General features: G+C 39.7%; 20 protein-coding genes. 4 read left to right on the forward strand and 16 right to left on the reverse strand.

What is annotated here, in order from left to right:
- Positions 1 to 46 precede the first annotated feature (46 nt).
- The 4 genes from ABRT01_RS04890 to ABRT01_RS04905 all read right to left on the reverse strand — a co-directional run bounded on the left by ABRT01_RS04890 (position 47) and on the right by ABRT01_RS04905 (position 3395).
- On the reverse strand, positions 47 to 715 hold the full coding sequence (locus ABRT01_RS04890) for a PspA/IM30 family protein (protein ID WP_367746421.1): 669 nt from the start codon (positions 713 to 715) through the stop codon (positions 47 to 49).
- 454 nt (positions 716 to 1169) lie between these two features.
- Positions 1170 to 2288 (reverse strand): alanine dehydrogenase, encoded by a 1119-nt coding sequence (gene ald / locus ABRT01_RS04895; RefSeq protein ID WP_367746422.1) that lies wholly within the window; start codon positions 2286 to 2288, stop codon positions 1170 to 1172.
- A 51-nt stretch (positions 2289 to 2339) separates the two neighbouring features.
- Positions 2340 to 3098, reverse strand: a complete 759-nt coding sequence (locus ABRT01_RS04900) for an SDR family oxidoreductase (protein ID WP_367746423.1) — start codon at positions 3096 to 3098, stop codon at positions 2340 to 2342.
- A gap of 144 nt (positions 3099 to 3242) precedes the next feature.
- Entirely contained in the window at positions 3243 to 3395 is a 153-nt protein-coding gene (locus tag ABRT01_RS04905) for a hypothetical protein (RefSeq protein ID WP_269411990.1), read from the reverse strand.
- A gap of 132 nt (positions 3396 to 3527) precedes the next feature.
- Here ABRT01_RS04905 and ABRT01_RS04910 point away from each other — a divergent pair, with 132 nt between their 5' ends.
- A complete protein-coding gene (locus tag ABRT01_RS04910) occupies positions 3528 to 3962 on the forward strand; it encodes a universal stress protein (RefSeq protein ID WP_367746424.1) in 435 nt (144 codons plus the stop codon).
- 94 nt (positions 3963 to 4056) lie between these two features.
- Here the strand turns inward: ABRT01_RS04910 and ABRT01_RS04915 are convergent, their stop codons facing one another.
- From ABRT01_RS04915 to ABRT01_RS04940, 6 genes are all read right to left on the reverse strand, one after another.
- Entirely contained in the window at positions 4057 to 4554 is a 498-nt protein-coding gene (locus ABRT01_RS04915) for a MogA/MoaB family molybdenum cofactor biosynthesis protein (protein ID WP_367746425.1), read from the reverse strand.
- A gap of 40 nt (positions 4555 to 4594) precedes the next feature.
- Complete coding sequence (locus ABRT01_RS04920; RefSeq protein ID WP_269411987.1) at positions 4595 to 5776, reverse strand: acetate kinase; 1182 nt, start codon at positions 5774 to 5776, stop codon at positions 4595 to 4597.
- 5 nt (positions 5777 to 5781) lie between these two features.
- A complete protein-coding gene (locus tag ABRT01_RS04925; protein WP_367746426.1) occupies positions 5782 to 6771 on the reverse strand; it encodes a class I SAM-dependent methyltransferase in 990 nt (329 codons plus the stop codon).
- 145 nt (positions 6772 to 6916) lie between these two features.
- Positions 6917 to 7417 carry a thiol peroxidase gene (gene tpx / locus ABRT01_RS04930; protein ID WP_367746427.1) on the reverse strand — a complete coding sequence of 167 codons (501 nt, stop codon included), beginning with the start codon at positions 7415 to 7417 and terminating at the stop codon, positions 6917 to 6919.
- A 129-nt stretch (positions 7418 to 7546) separates the two neighbouring features.
- The gene (gene ytfJ / locus ABRT01_RS04935; RefSeq protein WP_269411984.1) at positions 7547 to 8071 is read right to left on the reverse strand and encodes a GerW family sporulation protein; all 525 of its coding nucleotides are present in this window, start codon (positions 8069 to 8071) and stop codon (positions 7547 to 7549) included.
- A 16-nt stretch (positions 8072 to 8087) separates the two neighbouring features.
- Complete coding sequence (locus ABRT01_RS04940) at positions 8088 to 8696, reverse strand: DUF2953 domain-containing protein (RefSeq protein WP_367746428.1); 609 nt, start codon at positions 8694 to 8696, stop codon at positions 8088 to 8090.
- A gap of 247 nt (positions 8697 to 8943) precedes the next feature.
- On the opposite strand from ABRT01_RS04940, the gene ABRT01_RS04945 reads away from it, so the two are divergent.
- Positions 8944 to 9744, forward strand: coding sequence for an NAD kinase (locus ABRT01_RS04945; RefSeq protein WP_269411982.1), 801 nt, complete (start codon positions 8944 to 8946; stop codon positions 9742 to 9744).
- A 196-nt stretch (positions 9745 to 9940) separates the two neighbouring features.
- Here the strand turns inward: ABRT01_RS04945 and ABRT01_RS04950 are convergent, their stop codons facing one another.
- From ABRT01_RS04950 to refZ, 5 genes are all read right to left on the reverse strand, one after another.
- Positions 9941 to 10138 (reverse strand): alpha/beta-type small acid-soluble spore protein, encoded by a 198-nt coding sequence (locus ABRT01_RS04950; RefSeq protein WP_269411981.1) that lies wholly within the window; start codon positions 10136 to 10138, stop codon positions 9941 to 9943.
- A gap of 129 nt (positions 10139 to 10267) precedes the next feature.
- Positions 10268 to 11470: a tRNA uracil 4-sulfurtransferase ThiI gene (gene thiI / locus ABRT01_RS04955; protein ID WP_367746429.1), complete on the reverse strand. Its 1203-nt coding sequence runs from the start codon at positions 11468 to 11470 to the stop codon at positions 10268 to 10270.
- Positions 11471 to 11476: 6 nt separating this feature from the next.
- Complete coding sequence (locus ABRT01_RS04960; RefSeq protein WP_367746430.1) at positions 11477 to 12616, reverse strand: cysteine desulfurase family protein; 1140 nt, start codon at positions 12614 to 12616, stop codon at positions 11477 to 11479.
- 91 nt (positions 12617 to 12707) lie between these two features.
- On the reverse strand, positions 12708 to 14402 hold the full coding sequence (gene ezrA, locus ABRT01_RS04965) for a septation ring formation regulator EzrA (protein ID WP_367746431.1): 1695 nt from the start codon (positions 14400 to 14402) through the stop codon (positions 12708 to 12710).
- 233 nt (positions 14403 to 14635) lie between these two features.
- Positions 14636 to 15244: a forespore capture DNA-binding protein RefZ gene (gene refZ, locus ABRT01_RS04970; protein WP_367746432.1), complete on the reverse strand. Its 609-nt coding sequence runs from the start codon at positions 15242 to 15244 to the stop codon at positions 14636 to 14638.
- Positions 15245 to 15359: 115 nt separating this feature from the next.
- Here refZ and ABRT01_RS04975 point away from each other — a divergent pair, with 115 nt between their 5' ends.
- On the forward strand, positions 15360 to 15848 hold the full coding sequence (locus tag ABRT01_RS04975; RefSeq protein ID WP_367746433.1) for a GAF domain-containing protein: 489 nt from the start codon (positions 15360 to 15362) through the stop codon (positions 15846 to 15848).
- Positions 15849 to 16209: 361 nt separating this feature from the next.
- A complete protein-coding gene (rpsD, locus tag ABRT01_RS04980) occupies positions 16210 to 16812 on the forward strand; it encodes a 30S ribosomal protein S4 (RefSeq protein ID WP_269411976.1) in 603 nt (200 codons plus the stop codon).
- A gap of 228 nt (positions 16813 to 17040) precedes the next feature.
- Here rpsD and ABRT01_RS04985 read toward each other — a convergent pair whose 3' ends face one another.
- The gene (locus tag ABRT01_RS04985; RefSeq protein ID WP_367746434.1) at positions 17041 to 17283 is read right to left on the reverse strand and encodes a hypothetical protein; all 243 of its coding nucleotides are present in this window, start codon (positions 17281 to 17283) and stop codon (positions 17041 to 17043) included.
- Positions 17284 to 17326 lie beyond the last annotated feature (43 nt).

The following is a 17326-nucleotide window of genomic DNA, read 5'->3' on the forward strand; positions in this document are numbered from 1 at the left end:
TTACGTTTTTTTCATGCATTAATTAAAAACATTTTAACGTATCATTTTATTCTCTTCCCATCTTCCGTTTTAAGGCAGCCAATTCATCATCAATCTTTTTATCGCTGTTCAATTCCTCAAATTCATCTTCCAATGTACGGGAAGTACGCAGATCTTCACTCGTTTCTGCTTCGGCCTCATACTGCATTACCTTTTCCTCCATACGCTCAAAACCCTGTTTCGATTCGTCACTGCCAATTGCAGACATGGTTCGATTCATTTTCGTCCTTGTCTTTGCTGATTCAGCCCGAGCTTGCAATGTATCTTTCTTTAATTTCATTTCCTGATATTCCCTCTTCATCTCGGCAAGCTTATTACGGGATATTTCTGTATCAGCATTAGCTTGCTCCCATGATGCAGTCAACGCCTCTGCCTGTTGTTCATGTTCGTGCTTATCCTCCAGCGCACGGCGCGCCATGTCATCATTACCGGCCTCAATTGCTTGTTCTGCTTGTTTTTGACGTTTTTCAATCAGTATCAATACATCATCTTTTTTCCGCTTTAACATCTTTTCATTTGCCATCTGCTTGGCAACACCAGTTTCCACTTCACGGATGTCCTCTGCCATATCCCGCATAAACTGGTCAAGCATTTTCACCGGATCTTCTGCCTTGTCAAGGGATGCATTCAGTTCCGATCGCACTAAAGTAGATACTCGTTTAAAAAATTTAAACATATGCCGACCTCCTATTTTATTTTGACACCATTTATTCGGCACAAATTCAACGGCTATATAACAGCCACCCCCTGCCAAAATACCAATCTTTGTTAGGTTGGGCCTGGTGTACCGGAAACATACATACCAATATACCGAAAAATAGCGCGATTGTATCAATCTATACGAATCGGATGTAGCAAAGGTTTCAATTTTTAGAACAAAGGCGTAAGCGCCCGGTTAGCAACGTACAAACTGGAGCACTTCGCAATGAGATAAAGGAAACACGGTGAGCTGGAAGCGAACCGATGTTGACTTATCGTAGTGAAGAAGTGTGAAGTTTGCTAGTTGCTGGGCGCTGGAGCCAGACGTGGCCTGCTTTGTCACGAGCTGAATAAAGCCTAGATTTTTATATTTTCTTTACTTGTCAAAAAAGGAGACTATCCAATGTGGAATTAGCCTCCTTCAGCATCATTTATTTCTCCAATAGCGTATCGGTAGAGCTATAATCTAAACCATGTGCCTCAGCTACAGCCTGATAGGTGACATAGCCATCCAATGTGTTGATTCCTTTACGTAATGCGTCATTATCTTGGCAAGCTTGCTTATATCCCTTATTAGCCAATTGTACAGCATATGGAACCGTAACATTTGTCAAGCCGATTGTAGCCGTTCGCGGAACCGCTCCAGGCATATTGGCCACTGCATAATGAACAACACCATGCTTTGTGTAAGTTGGATGATCATGTGTCGTCACACGGTTACTTGTTTCTACAATTCCTCCCTGATCAATGGCAACATCAACAATAACCGAACCATCAGACATTGCCTGTACCATATCTTCAGTCACTAAAGTTGGCGCCTTGGCCCCTGGAATTAATACAGCACCAATCACAAGGTCTGATTCTGCAACAGCGTCACGAATATTCATCGGGTTTGACATGATCGTATTAACAGATGAACCAAATAAGTCATCCAATTCTTTTAGCCGTTGTGGATCCAGATCAATAATGGTCACATCTGCCCCAAGCCCAACTGCTATCTTCGCTGCGTTGGTCCCTACTCCACCACCGCCGATAATCGTTACCTTACCACGTTTTACACCAGGTATTGCAGAAAGGATGATTCCCTTGCCACCTTTTGTTTTTTCAAGAAATTGCGCCCCGATTTGTGCAGCCATCCGGCCGGCAACCTCACTCATTGGATTTAACAATGGCAATGAGCGATTTGGCAACTGTACCGTCTCATAAGCAATACCTATTACTTTTTTCTCAATCATCGTCCTCGTTAACTCAGGTTCATTTGCCAAGTGTAAATATGTAAATAAAATTAGCCCTTCATAAAAATAATTGTATTCCTCTGGAAGTGGTTCTTTTACTTTCATAACCATTTCTTGTGCCCAAGCTTCTTTTGCTGTAGGTGTAACAATAGCTCCGGCCGCTTCATATTCATCGTCCGTGAAGCTTGAACCAAGGCCGGCGCCTGTTTCCACGTATACGTCATGTCCGGCGTTTTTCAATGTTACTACTCCAGCTGGCGTCATTGCTACCCTGTTTTCATTGTTTTTTATTTCCTTAGGTACCCCTATTTTCACCTCAAAACCTCCCTGTACTTTTTAGGCGATCGCTACAACCTGTAACAACGGTTAACGAAAACGATTGATTACATCCAAACCACCGGTGATTTCAAAAACAGTTCCCGTGATCATATCAGAGTCCTGATCACATAAAAACAAAATCATCCGGGCGATATCTTCACCGGTTCCAGATCTCCCTATTGGTGTCTGGTCATCATATTTCATCCGGCTTTTTGCGATTGTTGATTCCTTCATTTCCCCTTCAATATTACCCGGACAAACCATATTTGCCGTGATTTGGTACTCCGCTTCCTCAAAAGCTACCGATTTGGTCAATGAAGCCAAGCCACTTTTAGCGGCCGCAAACGCCGAGCGGTATATCCAGCCTGAAGCTGTATTTGCACCTTGAAATCCGTAGTTGACAATACGCCCAAATCGCTGCTTACGCATATATGGAACCGTCATTTTTAATAAATAAAAAATGGCATCCAAATTTCCGTACATCATTTCATGCCATTCATCTTCCGTATAATCAAGCAATTTTTTACGTTCAAAAATAAATGGGCCGGCATTATTAATCAGATAATCAACACCCCCATATTTGTTTACTGCTTTAGTCACCAACTGTTCAATGCTTTGTTTATCCGTAACATCGGCTTGCACAATATTTAATGCATCTTGATAGGAGGAAAGGTTTTGTTTTACCTGCATCGCCTTTTCCTTATTGCTATGATAAGTTGTTGTTACATGATGACCATGTTGCAAGAATAATTCGGTTACCATTCTTCCCAAACCGGAAGTTCCTGCTGTTATCAGTGCATGCCCCAAATTTTCCCCTCCCTTTCAATAAGAACACCTATATTATGAATCGAATTATACCATAAGATTGCGGCCAATCAAATAAAATTGAAAACAGCATCTATCGTCCCATTGTAAAAATCCACCCCGAAAAGCGGGATGGATTTGATCAACTTATTTTTTCTGATTGTTAAACGTGTGGATACTTCTGTTATTGGATAAATTATCCTTATCCTCAATTACACCGCTCTGATAACTTTCAATCAATTGATTTTGTACCGCTTCAATACCCTTTTTATCCTCAATAAACTTATTGCTCTTTCCCAATAAAATCACCTCCAAAATTAGTATGTGTTAAAGGCGACGATCCATAGGTTATTTTTAAATCCATTATTAAACAAGATTACCATACACAAAAATGGGGTATAGACGTATAAATGAAAAAAGGGGGAGTTACTCATGGATTTTGCATATAAGCATATTGTTGTTGCCCTAGATGGTTCCGATGCGTCTGATGCAGCGTTTAAAAAATCACTGGATATTGCCAAACGAAATGATTCCCAGCTCATTCTTACCCATATTGTTGACTCTCGTACATTCGCCACAGCGGAGGCATATGATAAAACCCTTTCTGAGCGTGCAGAACGCTATGCAAACGATTTACTGAATGGCTATTCAAAAAAAGCAAGGGCAGCTGGTGTCGAAAATCTGACACATTGCATTGAATATGGTTCACCCAAGGTAAAAATCGCAAAAGATGTCGCTGCCGCATATGAAGCAGATTTAATCATTTGTGGCGCAACCGGCTTAAACGCGGTGGAACGGTTTCTTATTGGCAGTGTTTCTGAAAGCATCACCCGTTATGCCAATTGTGATGTATTGGTGGTACGATAATTGGATGTACTGTTACAATACTTCCTGTCCCGGACGCTCTTATTATAATAAACAAAAATAAAACGCTCCTTTTATTAAAGGCAGCGTTTTTTCTTCAATTCTTATTTAGTTCATGAACAACATGGGGAAGCTCGGGAATGATTAATTTATTCATTGCCAGTCTAACAGCCCCTGTCGATCCTGGTGTGGAAAATAGTGCTGTAGCTTCAATCGTGCCGGCAATTGCCCGTGAAAGAATTGCTGACGATCCGATATCTTCTTGATAACTTAGCATCCGAAAAATTTCTCCAAAGCCGCTTATTTCTTTATGCAACATTCCTTTAACCGTTTCAATCGTCACATCACGCGCTGAAATGCCTGTCCCGCCGTTCAACAAGATAACTTCAATATTGGCATCTTGCACACCTCTTTCCACCATCGTTTGAATGGCTGTTTCATCATCCGTTACAATTTCCGCAAACTTCACATGATGACCTGCCTGTTCAAGCAGTTCTGCCATTAGCTTTCCACTTTTATCCGTCTCTTTCGTACGCGTATCACTAACTGTAATAATCATGCAGTTTACTTTTTTATGTGCAACCTGATGTACCATTGTCTGCCCCCCATATTCATTATCCCTGCATATTTTCGAATCATGTTGTCAAGCGTACCGTATCACGCGCGATCATTACCTCTTCGTTTGTTGGAATGATAAGGACCTTCACTGGTGAGTGCGGATAATTGATAAAGGTTTCTTTTCCATGTACATTGTTTCGTGCCGGATCCCAGTATACTCCCATAAATTCCAATCCGGTTAATACCTTTTCGCGAATTGTTGTACTGTTTTCACCAACTCCTGCAGTAAAAATAATTGCATCAACACCAGACATCCTGGCAGCATATGAGCCTAAATATTTATGAATTCTTGCTGCAAAAACCTCCAAAGCCAGTTCCGCCCGATCATTCTCATCCTTTTTTTCCTCAATGTCACGTAAATCACTTGAAAACCCGGATAATGCAAGCATTCCACTTTGTTTATTGAGAACGTTAATAACCTCCTCAGCAGTTTGTCCGGTTTTTTCCATGATATAGGGAATAAGCGCCGGGTCAATATTACCGGAACGAGTTCCCATGGTAACACCAGCAAGTGGGGTAAAGCCCATCGATGTATCAATTGATTTTCCTTTATCAATTGCTGTGATACTTGCACCATTTCCCAGATGGCAGGAAATAAGACGCAACTGATCCAACGGTATTTCCAATAACTCTGATGCCCGCTGCGAAACATATTTGTGTGATGTACCGTGAAACCCGTATTTACGGATTCCGTATTGCTCATAATATTCATATGGCAAACTATATAAATACGACCGTTCCGGCATGGTTTGATGAAAAGCAGTATCAAATACCGCAACCATTGGGACATTTGGCAGTACTTCCCGGAATGCTTGAATTCCCAGTAAATTGGCCGGGTTATGCAATGGAGCCAATTCAGATACTGCTTCAATCTGCTGAATTACTTCATCGGTTATTTTCACCGAGTCTGTAAACCGTTCCCCGCCGTGTACTACCCTATGACCAACTGCACCAATCTCGTCCAGTGACTGAATGACTCCAGAAGTTTTTAATTGTTCCAATAACCATTTAACTGCGGCCTCATGATCCGGAAGATCCCCGGCCATTTTTTCCTTTTCCCCATTAATTTCGTAGGTGAATATCGAATCAGAAAGCCCAATACGTTCAAATAACCCTTTGGCCAATACATGTTCCTCCGGCATTTGAATTAACTGAAACTTCAACGATGAACTTCCTGCATTAATTGCTAAAATAAGCATATTGTTTAACTCCTCACATTTAAATAATTCGCAAACCAGCTGTTCATTTGATCCAATATATCATTCATTGCTTTGGTATTTTTGAATGATGGTAAATGAACAAGCAACGGCTGTTTTGGTGTGCTTGTTTGTTGGCCTTTTTTCTGTAAAACCAATAAACTTTTTCCGTTTTTATCTGATTTAACTGCACTATCTGGTAAACGCAGCACCCCAACTATATGGGCGTGTTGCTGTAGATACGCATGCAGTTTATCTGATTGATCACTATCAAACAAAAAATCAGGAATGACAAAAATTAAATAACCCGCTTCTTTCGTATAGTTCATGCTTTGTTCAATAAACAAATGATGTGCATAGGAATGACCCTGTTCGGCATGTAATTCATACTCATTCGCCCGCAAATCATCCGGATAATATCCCACCGGCAAATCGGCAACAACCAGGTCAACAGGATCCAGCAAAAACGGACGCAAACTATCCTGATGAAACAATTCAATCGGTTCCTCGTACAGATTTGCAGTTACCAGGGCAAGTCTGATTAAAGTTGGATCTATTTCACTGCCGAATGCCGTTGTTTTTTTCTTTACCTGTTTTATTACTGTGGACAGTAAGCTCCCTGTCCCACAGGCTGGATCAAAAACACGTAATGTCTCCTTACCCGCAAACAACTTTTCAGCCAGATAGGCGATCAATAATGACACAGTCTCCGGGGTCATGAAATGTTGTTGTTGGGTGGAATTTCTCATACCTTTTAAAATAGCAAACTCGATCGCTGTTTTTATTTCCTCTGGTTTATAATAATCAAGCTCGATATCTTGAATGAACTGTTGTATTTTTTGTTTTTGAATATCATCGCTTGTGTTTACATCATTATTGAAAAGACATTCAAGCACGATTACCAGGCTGTCTAAATAAGGTTCATTTTCTTGTTGCTGGATATTTTCAACTGCATCATCGATTAATGCAAAAAGTGTTTCCATATTTGTTTTTTTCATATGTTTTTCCTCCGATCCTAGCCCTTAAACGTTCCTATTGTACCAAAATCCGAGGGGGGATGTACAAAAATTGGAGGTATTTTTTCGATCTGAGGGCTCTTCTCAAAAAAATCTCTCCAGCTAGCAGCAAGAGAGACTTTTTTCATTATTTCGCAGCTTTAACGGCTTCCAATGCCTTGTCATAATCGGGATGATTCGTTACTTCGTCGACATATTCAACATATGTAACCGTATTGTTTGAATCAACCACAAAAATGGCCCGCGCCAATAACCGAAGTTCCTTGATTAATACGCCATATTTCTCTCCAAAATCAGCATCGCGATGATCTGATAATGTGTCAAGATTTTTAATACCGTTTGCTGCGCACCAACGGGTTTGTGCAAAAGGCAGATCCATACTAATCGTTAATACTTGAACACCTGGAATTTTATCAGCCTCTTCATTAAAGCGTTTGGTTTCTGCGGCACATACCCCTGTATCAACTGATGGTACGGATGCAATCAATTTAACTTTTCCCTGATAGTTATCCAGTGATACCTCCTGCATATCATTGGATAATACCGTAAAGTTTGGTGCACTATCCCCTACCTTAATTTCCGTTCCAAGAAGTGTGACAGGATCTTGAGCGAATGTGACATTTGCCATATGAATCATTCCTCCTTATTCATTGTCTTCACTTCTTATTATGGATAATCCTTAGATAGGTGTCCATTATCTTGCCCGTCGAAATAACAACATTTTTGTGAACCCACCATTAAGAAGGACAATACGCATTTATATATCATAAATGGATTGTTCCTTTTCGGACTTCTCTTCCTTTTGCTGTTTCTCTTCTTTCTGCCCCTTTTGTTCTTTTTGTTTGGATGATTTTTTTGAACTACCGGATTCGCGAATCATTTGCTGAATTTTTTCCACCACTTGTGGGGCAAACTCAAGCATTTTTTCAACCAAATGCGTATTCCCATCCAAATGAACCATCTTGATACCTTTTGCACTAACGATTAAAAAAGCAACGGGTGTGATGGACACTCCTCCGCCACTTCCTCCACCAAACGGCAGGCTATCTTGTCCACTACTACTGTCACCACCACTATCACTGTCGTCTTGATCGGATCCTTGACTTTTTCCGTTAAATTCACTACCACCTGCAGCAAAACCAAATCCGACTTTTGAAACAGGTATAATCACACTTCCGTCGGGTGACTCGACCGGATCACCGATAATTGTATTGACCTCAACCATATCTTTCAGGTTTTCCATTGCTGTTGTCATTAGGCCTTGAATTGGATGTTCCGCCATTTTATAATCCTCCTTCTTAAATGAATGATTCCCTTTCTCTTTTTCGAAACGATGACTTTTGGATCGCTTTAAAAAACGCGTGTATAGCTTGTCCAATTCTAATCGATACCATACAATCAAATTCGGAATATACATATTTCCGATTAAACTCAGGTACAACACCAAAGTCCGGTGAACATTTCAGTTGGCTCCATTGATCTAACATACCGACCACCATTCCTTTTGTTGCCCATACACCTCCAGTTGCCATCCCTGTCGTACTAGCATCACCTGTCCCAATACGCGTATGCCACTTGAGTTGATGGAAATATACTTTATCTAGGAATGTCTGTGCTATCGTAACCATGTCTCGAATGGATTCAAAAAAGTGTCTAATGGCGGATTGGATCATTTCAAGTTTTTCACGGATATCCTTATTAACTAATTTCTGCTCCCATCGATTAGTTGTTTCCAATTGTGCCAAATCGATTTCTTTGGTAAAGAAGCGAATCCCGTAAAACCGAAATTGCAAAGTCAATCGCTGTTTTTGGTTACTGCAGGTTAATGAACAGGTAATATGTACCCGTGAAAATAACAGGATTATAAAAATAATGACTAACAATACCCCTACAATAATCCATACCAAAGCTATCGACTCCCCATAATGGAAATTTTATTCATTCTATTTCTATTTTGATACATCATTACAGTTTTTAACCAGTAAAACGATAATCAACCAGCCCACACGCTTGAAACTGGAGTGCCTTTAGCTATTAATAGAAATAACAGCAACAACATGATACACTTACATTGTGAATACCGCTTGTTACGAACTAAGTCGGCAATTTACTATATAAACCATATAACTACTCTAAATGGAGGCAATGACTAACATGCCAAACCGTAAAAACATCTATTTCTATTATAATCAAGCACCAAATATAGAGGATACATTAACACCATTATTTGACTTAGCCCAAAAAAACGGCTTTACTATTGTCACGGAACCGAAAGATGCAAGCATTATTATTAGTATTGGCGGAGATGGAAGCTTTTTACAGGGGGTACGTAAAACAGATTTTCGCCAAGATTGTTTGTATGTGGGAATTACCCGCTCAGATGAATCTGGCCTTTATTGTGATTTTAATTTGGATAGCTTTGACGATATACTTGATACCATAGAGAATGCCGAAGTGGAAGTACGCAAATTCCCGGTCATTGACGTGCAAATTAACCAAGGGACGACATTTCATTGTTTAAACGAGGTCAGTGTACGTTCTACTATTATTAAAACAATCGTTATCGACGTGCAAATCGATGACCATTATTTCGAAACATTTCGCGGAGATGGATTAATTATTGCTACACCTACTGGATCAACCGGTTATAACAGGTCAACCAACGGTGCGGTAATTGATCCCAAAATACCATGTTTTCAAGTATCAGAGCTCGCCTCTCTTAACAACAACCGCTATCGTACACTTGGTTCATCATTTGTGCTTAACAGTGATCGTAAATTAACCTTGGATATTGTACAAGATGGCAACGACTATCCGATTATTGGTCTGGACAATGAGGCTTTTCCTGTAAAGAACATCCAAAATATCACTGTAACCTTGAGCGACAAGGTAATCAAAACGGTAAAACTAAAAAACAATTCCTATTGGGATCGTGTAAAACGAACATTTTTATAAAGTGAAACTTCATTAAGTGGGGGTTTCCTTGCCCCCACTGAAAGCCGGACATTTACCGGCAGTTGTTCCTCGCTTATTTGCCCTCATTTGATCTTGAAATCTTGAAGCAAGGGTCTCATGCGAAATAAAACATTAGAAACAATAAGAGGACTATCCTAATAGGACAGCCCTCAAGCCAAATCATATTGAATTGTTGTTATTGATGACCCCCAAATTGTTGCTCGGCCATTGTTACAAGACGTTTTGTAATTTCTCCACCTACAGAACCGTTAGCGCGGGAAGTAGTGTCAGCACCAAGATTTACACCAAATTCTTGAGCAATCTCAGTCTTCATTTGATCTAATGCTTGTTGTACACCAGGTACAACCAATTGGTTTGAGTTGTTAGAAGCCATTGTCCTCACCTCCTTGGTACCTATAGAATGTGTAACAAGGAAGGCAAACATACAGGTTTTCTATTGGTAGTTCCTGTTAGTTACAAACCAATTTACCAGTGAGTTAATCTTTTGGATTGGAATACACACTTAAAGCAATCCATCAAATTCCTGCATTGTATCCAACTTACCGGTCAGCCTGACTGTTTCCGAGTTCTGAACAGCTTCTTGAAGCATTTCTGTAACATCCATTTGCCCTTCAAAATAATTAACCTTTTCCCTTGATGGTCTTGTTTTGGGTGATTTCGGTACAAAAATGGTGCAGCAATCTTCATACGGTCGAATCGAGATATCATACGTATTAATCCGGCGGGAAATCTGGATGATATCATTCTTATCCATCGCAATTAACGGCCGCAGTACTGGCAAACTGGTTACTTCATTAATAGCATGCATACTTTCCATTGTTTGGCTTGCGACTTGTCCAAGACTTTCCCCTGTAGTGATCGAAAGAATATTTTCTCGCTCGCAAAGCATTTGGCTAATACGGAACATCATACGCCGCATAATTGTCATCGCATATCCATCAGGCATTTCCCGGAAGATATGCTGCTGGAGTTTTGTAAATGGTATAATATGAACCTTGACGGAATTGCCGTATTCCGTTAATTTGCTTGCCAAATCCAAAACCTTTTGCTTTGCCCGCTCACTCGTGAATGGCGGGGAATGAAAATGAATGGCTTCGATTTCAACACCGCGTTTCATTGCCAAATACCCGGCAACAGGACTATCAATTCCACCGGATAACATCAGTAAAGTCTTTCCCGACGTGCCAACTGGTAATCCTCCCAAACCCGGAACAACGCTAGATGTAATATAGGTGGCTTCAGTACGGATTTCGACCTTGACCTCCAAATCCGGATGATGAACATCGACCGTATAACCGGACGTATTGCTTAACAAGTGCCCACCAATAACCTGATTCATTTGCTGTGACCGAATCGGGAAATTTTTATCAATTCGTTTTACGGAAACCTTGAACGTCTTTACATCATTACTGTTCACTAACGCATATAAGGCCGCATCTTTTATTTGTTGTTCCTCATTTTCCACTTTAATCGCCAGACTCAAACTTTGAATACCAAAAATTTGTTTGCATTTTGCAATAATCGGTTCCGGATCCTGTCCATTTAACTGCACAAACATTCTTCCTTGTGTCCGTTTCACCTTTACTTTGGGATAATCATGCAATTTTTGCTGGATATTCTCCTGCAATTTCACAATAAATTGTTTAATGTTTTTTCCTTTTAAAGCCATTTCACCGTAACGAATTAGTAAGTGATCAAACTCCATGTATATCTACTCCAGTACTTCTTTAAGTTGTTTAATTGCATTATCTAACGTTTTGACGAACGTGGCCAATTCTTCCATTGTCGTATCATACGATATACTTATCCGTAAAGCAGATGTTGTCCGCGTTTTATCCAAATCACAAGCGGCTAAAATTTTACTTTCATCCGTTAGTTTGGAAGAACAAGCTGATTTGGTTGAGATATAGATTTCCTGCTCCCCAAGCATGTGAATCAAAACCTCAGGCTTTAACCCGGGAACAGAGAAATTGATAATATGTGGTGCAGCCTGTTCGGGTGTGTTGATGATAACACCATTGAGTTTACCTAACTCGCTGCGAAGATATTTGTTTAGCTTGTACAATTTCGTAGCATCATTTTTTTGTTTAACCATTATTAACCGGAGTGCTTTGGCAAGCGAAACAGCACCGGCCAAATTTTCCGTGCCGGATCGGACAGCGTGCTCCTGATTACCACCATGAATTAAGGGAAACAACCGTACATGCTTATTCACATAAAGGATACCCGTTCCCTTTACCCCGTGAATTTTATGTCCGGACATGGTACAAAGATCAATTCCACTCTCCGCAAGCTGTAACGGTAGTTTGCCCAACCCTTGTACATCATCCACATGGAACATTAATTTGGGATATTGCTTTGCGATCTGCCCAATTTCTTCAACTGGCTGAATAGATCCAAGCTCATTATTGACATGCATGACAGTGATGAGAATCGTGTCATTTCGAATCGCTTCTTTTACGTCCGTTATAGATACTACACCATTTTGATTTACAGGTAAATACGTAACCTCAAACCCTAATTTTTCCAATGATTGACATGTTTCCAGAACTGACGGATGCTCAATTTCTGTTGTAATGATATGTTTGCCTCTTTCATGATGCTGCAAAGCGATTCCTTTTAGCGCCGTATTGTTCCCCTCTGTTCCACCTGACGTGAAAATAATTTCACCCGAATCAACATGTAATAACTGTGCCACCTGCTCCCTTGCTTTCATTAACAGCTTTTCTGCTTCCCCCCCAAATTGATGTATTGAAGAAGGGTTGGCAAAAAAGGTTTCCGAAACTTGCTGAAAACTTTTTAATACTTCTGGATGGGGTTTTGTTGTTGCACTATTATCTAAATAAATCATCATTCTAACCTCTTTTTATGGAAAATAGATAAGGCTGACTCAAAAGAAAAGAAGTTTAATCTTCCATTCCATAAGACAGCCTTCTGTATTATTAATACGTGACTTCTTCCTGACTTGCTTCAATTCGCTTTAACGCATCGGGGTCAATTTCTTCCAAAGCTTTTGCAGCCTGCTCCAATGATAATTCATATTCGTACGATCTAAACAGCCGTTCCGCTTCTGCTAATTTCGCTCCCAACAACGGATACTTGCTTCGATACCGGTTCGCATATTGGATGACCTGCTCTGTTAAATATGCTTGATCCAACATGAGATCTGTTTGTTCCACAAGTGCATTTATTTCGTTCTTTGCTTCTGCCAGGGCATATTGAACTTCTGTGACATCCAATGGCTGCTTTTCCAATGCCTTTAATACCTGCATATTTTTTTCATTCGCTGTTTCCGCCATTCCCCAAATAAAAGCAGGTACACCCGGGACATTACTTTTATTCAGTCTTCTTATCGTATCATTCAATTCAGCCTTTATATTCGCGAGTTCTTCTTTCGCTTCCAATTCGTCCTTTCGTAAATTGCGGATGCGTTTTTTAAAGTCCTCATGTGCAGCCTGTATTGAGTCGATTTGTTGGAATCCCGCCTCGACGATTTCACGTAACTCGGCATGAGATTTGGTATCATTTTCTATTTCATTCGACAACTCATTTAGTTGGTTTTTTAGCTGGGTAATGGAATTTGCCAAAGTTAAATATTTTTCCATATCATCATCTTCAAAGTAATAGGCTTTTTTTAGGGATTCTACTTCTGTCTTTGTTTCCAGAAATGATTGATCCAGCTCCTGAATTAAGCGTCCATAGTTGGGAACTTGCGTCTCGATATAATTTTTTGCGATTGCTTCCTTTTCCAGAAGTGTATACATTTCTTTCATACGTTCTTCCAGTTCCGGAATTAGCGATTTTGCCTCTTCCAAATTCCCTTTGTCCAACAGACGAACACAGTCAGCTAACCGTTGCTGGTAATTATAAATTTCTTTTTCAAACCCGAGATGTTCTACACGATAGCCATCTTGTTTCATACTCTTTAAACCGGCATATAACTCATCTAACTGGGCAGGCAGTTCTTGTTTGCAGGCTTTATAAATAGACGGGAAAGCCTCCATTTGTTCTTTTAGCGTTGCCAATTCCTGTTTCAGCATGTCAACAACTTGCTGTGCTTCATAATAATCGCCGGAATTCGTCAAAGTGTAATAACTTGTCAGCTTTTCTTCCAGTTCATCTAACGCCAGCTCAAAATGGTTCTCTGCTTTACCATACTGATAACGATATTGGGACAGCTTTTTCCGCAGTGCCTTTATTTCCGGTTCCATTTGTTCTACTTCCAACCGGCTTGTTTCCTCGGAATCAAGTAACTGTTCCAATTCCTGTACGATCTGTTCAATATTTGTCTCAATCGATGTTAATGTTTGTTCAGAAACACGTAAAATTTTCTTGGCTTTTGAGAAACGGTACCTGTCAGCAGCTTGTTCGGCATCAAGCAAATGTTCTTCAATGTCAGGTAGTTCCTTGGTTACAACTGATTCCCAGCGTTCTTTCCATGTTTCAAATTTCTCCTGGGTTTCGCCTGATAAATTTAAACTTTTAATTCGTTGAAGTTCAGCTGCAACATTCCGGTTTAAAATATCCATTTTCCAGCTTTCTTGCTGGTCCACAACATCATATACCCGTTTTCGTAAAATAAGGCCAACAATAATTAAAGCGATGATAACCAATATTGTTCCAATGATAACTGCCATACGAGACCTCCTAGCCATGATTCTTTCCTGTATAAGAGGATATTTCCATAGTAAAATATCTTGAAAAACAGGTATTATTTTAATTTATATAGGTTCATTCAATTATTAATATACTTATGATACCATGTAAACGGCAATTTTGGCTAAAAAAAATCAAATAAATTAATGATTTGACAAATTTTTTCTTGAAAAGCAGGAAAAAGAACATGGCTTGTTCATTTTATCCTCTGTTTTTAATCCTGTACAATATAATCCAGCCAATCGTGGATGATTCGTACATATTTTCTGACAAACATGGTATGTGAGAATTCGCCAACGACTTGATTTTTCCATTCGTTTTGTAAAACGTACGGAGTGATAAGCATTCCTTTTAACTGCATTAATAAAAATTGCTGATCCGGTTTTTGCTTTTTGTTCAATATCGAATAGAAGGTATTGCTTATATAGTGATTTTCTTTAGCGATGTACGTAACCGCCATCTCTCTGACAAATACGGAGTCAAGAGAGAGTTCACGTAAAATAAAACAAGAAAATTGATGATTCTTTTGCCGATACTGTATAATAGCTTCAATAAGTTTTTTCAATCTGGTTATTGCAGAATCGTTCTCGGATGCCTGTAACGTTTCTTCTATCAACTGAAGGTATAATTCATAGTATGTTGTTACTCCATGTTCCAGGAGACCTTGCTTACTTTTAAAATAATAACTTATGAGTGATACGTTAACACAGGCCTTATCAGCAATATCCCGAACTGAAGTACCGTGAAACCCCTTTTGAAAAAACAAGGAAGAAGCAGCATCCATAACTTTTTGTTTTGAGGGATTATTTTTCAATGTACTCATGTACTCATCTCCTTATTTCCTATTTACGACAAAGTGAACGAATATCCTGCAATTTCTTCTCGACATTTCCCGCTGAATAATGTCGAATCACCTATTGAGGAAAGGAAAATGACCTATGTTTCAAGCACAAACTTATTCCGGAAGTAAACAAGAAGATTACGAATTAGTACTCAAACAACTGCAGGCATTATCAGAGGGAGAAACAGATCCAATCGCAATCATGGCTAACGCATCCGCTTTGTTAAACCAATTTTTAACTGATGTCAATTGGGTCGGATTCTATCTTTGGAAGGAAGATGAACTGGTTCTTGGGCCATTTCAAGGACTGCCCGCCTGTATCCGGATTCCATATGGCAAAGGTGTTTGTGGAACTGCATTAAAAGAACGTACCACCCAGCGTGTTGCCGATGTCAATCAATTCCCTGGACATATCGCTTGTGATAGTGCCAGCAGATCGGAAATTGTTGTACCTTTGATTATTGATGATGCACCATATGGGGTACTTGATATTGACAGTCCAATCCCCCACCGTTTTGACGAAACAGACGAACAGTATATTGAAAAATTTGCCAGGATAGTAGAGGGGTTTTTAAGTGCGAAATAAGAGCAATAACTGTGGCCTTTCCATAAAGCTGCAGTTATTCTGCTTTTAAAATACTCGGATTATTTCCTCCCTTTTTTAAATAACCACCTTTACATTGTTTAAATACCTTCCTATCAGGAAATAATTAATAGAAAATCATTGACTTTGACCGATTAAACTTATATACTATGCTTTGTGTAAAATAAAAGCGGCCTATGTGAACCACGTATGTTATCATTTTGTTCCTTTGGGATATATCCCCTAAAAGGTGTATCGTGTAACTCTCTGCTGCTGGAGCGATGGTACATGAAAACAAAATGAGCAGGCGGAGGAACACGGTTTTTATTTTTATGCAAAATTTATATAAAGGAGGAAATGTCTAATGGCACGATTTACTGGATCTGTATGGAAAAAATCCCGTCGTCTTGGCATTTCATTAACTGGAACTGGTAAGGAATTGGATAAACGTCCTTACGCTCCTGGGCAACATGGCCCGAACCAACGCAAGAAAGTTTCCGAATATGGCTTGCAACAGCAAGAAAAGCAAAAACTTCGCTTCCTGTACGGCTTGAATGAGCGTCAATTTAAAAATACATTCAACCAGGCTGGTAAAATGAAAGGTGTCCATGGTGAAAACTTCATGATATTACTTGAATCCCGCTTGGACAACATTGTATTCCGCCTTGGTTTGGCTCGTACACGCAGTCAGGCACGTCAGCTGGTAAACCATGGTCATGTTACAGTCGATGGTAAACGTGTGGATATCCCATCATACCGTCTAAAACCAGGTCAAGTTATCGGCTTACGTGAACGTTCACGTAACCTCGACATCGTAAAAGAAGCCATCGAAGTAAATAACTTTGTACCGGAATATCTAACCTTTGATGAAGATAAATTGGAAGGTACGTATTCCCGTTATCCGGAACGTTCCGAGCTTCCAGCAGAAATCAATGAAGCGTTAATCGTTGAGTTCTACTCTCGTTAAGCATTTGGACTCAGAAGCTTTCCCCCTTGGGCACATTGCATCCCAGGGGGTTTTTATCATTCAATATAAAAATATAGTTTTCATGAATCAAGCGGGTACCCCATTATGGATACCCGCTTTTATTAAATCATGCATTAGCGGTTTGTAAGCCCCCCACTCCCTGTTTTTAGTTACTCTCTCACTGATAGAGGTTGGGGGAACCCATTAATGCGTGATAAATTCATGGCACTATGTGCGTTTATTACTCCACTTATAAAGCCAAATTAATGGAATGATAATGACAAAGGGCAAGCCAATAATTAAAAATGAAAAAGGGATAAGATACGCGCTACTATCAAAAATACCAAAAAAATCATCTATATCCGTTTCCACACCTGAAAGAGCAGCATCAGATATAATTCTTGCAAAAAATATCATTACAAAACCGGCTATAGTTAAAGAAAGTCCAAAATTAAAAGCTCTGTATAACATAAAAACCACCTCTAAATAACAAATTAGTCAATATCCTTTTCAT

Source organism: Lentibacillus sp. L22, assembly GCF_040812445.1.
GTDB classification, from domain to species: domain Bacteria; phylum Bacillota; class Bacilli; order Bacillales; family Amphibacillaceae; genus Lentibacillus_C; species Lentibacillus_C daqui.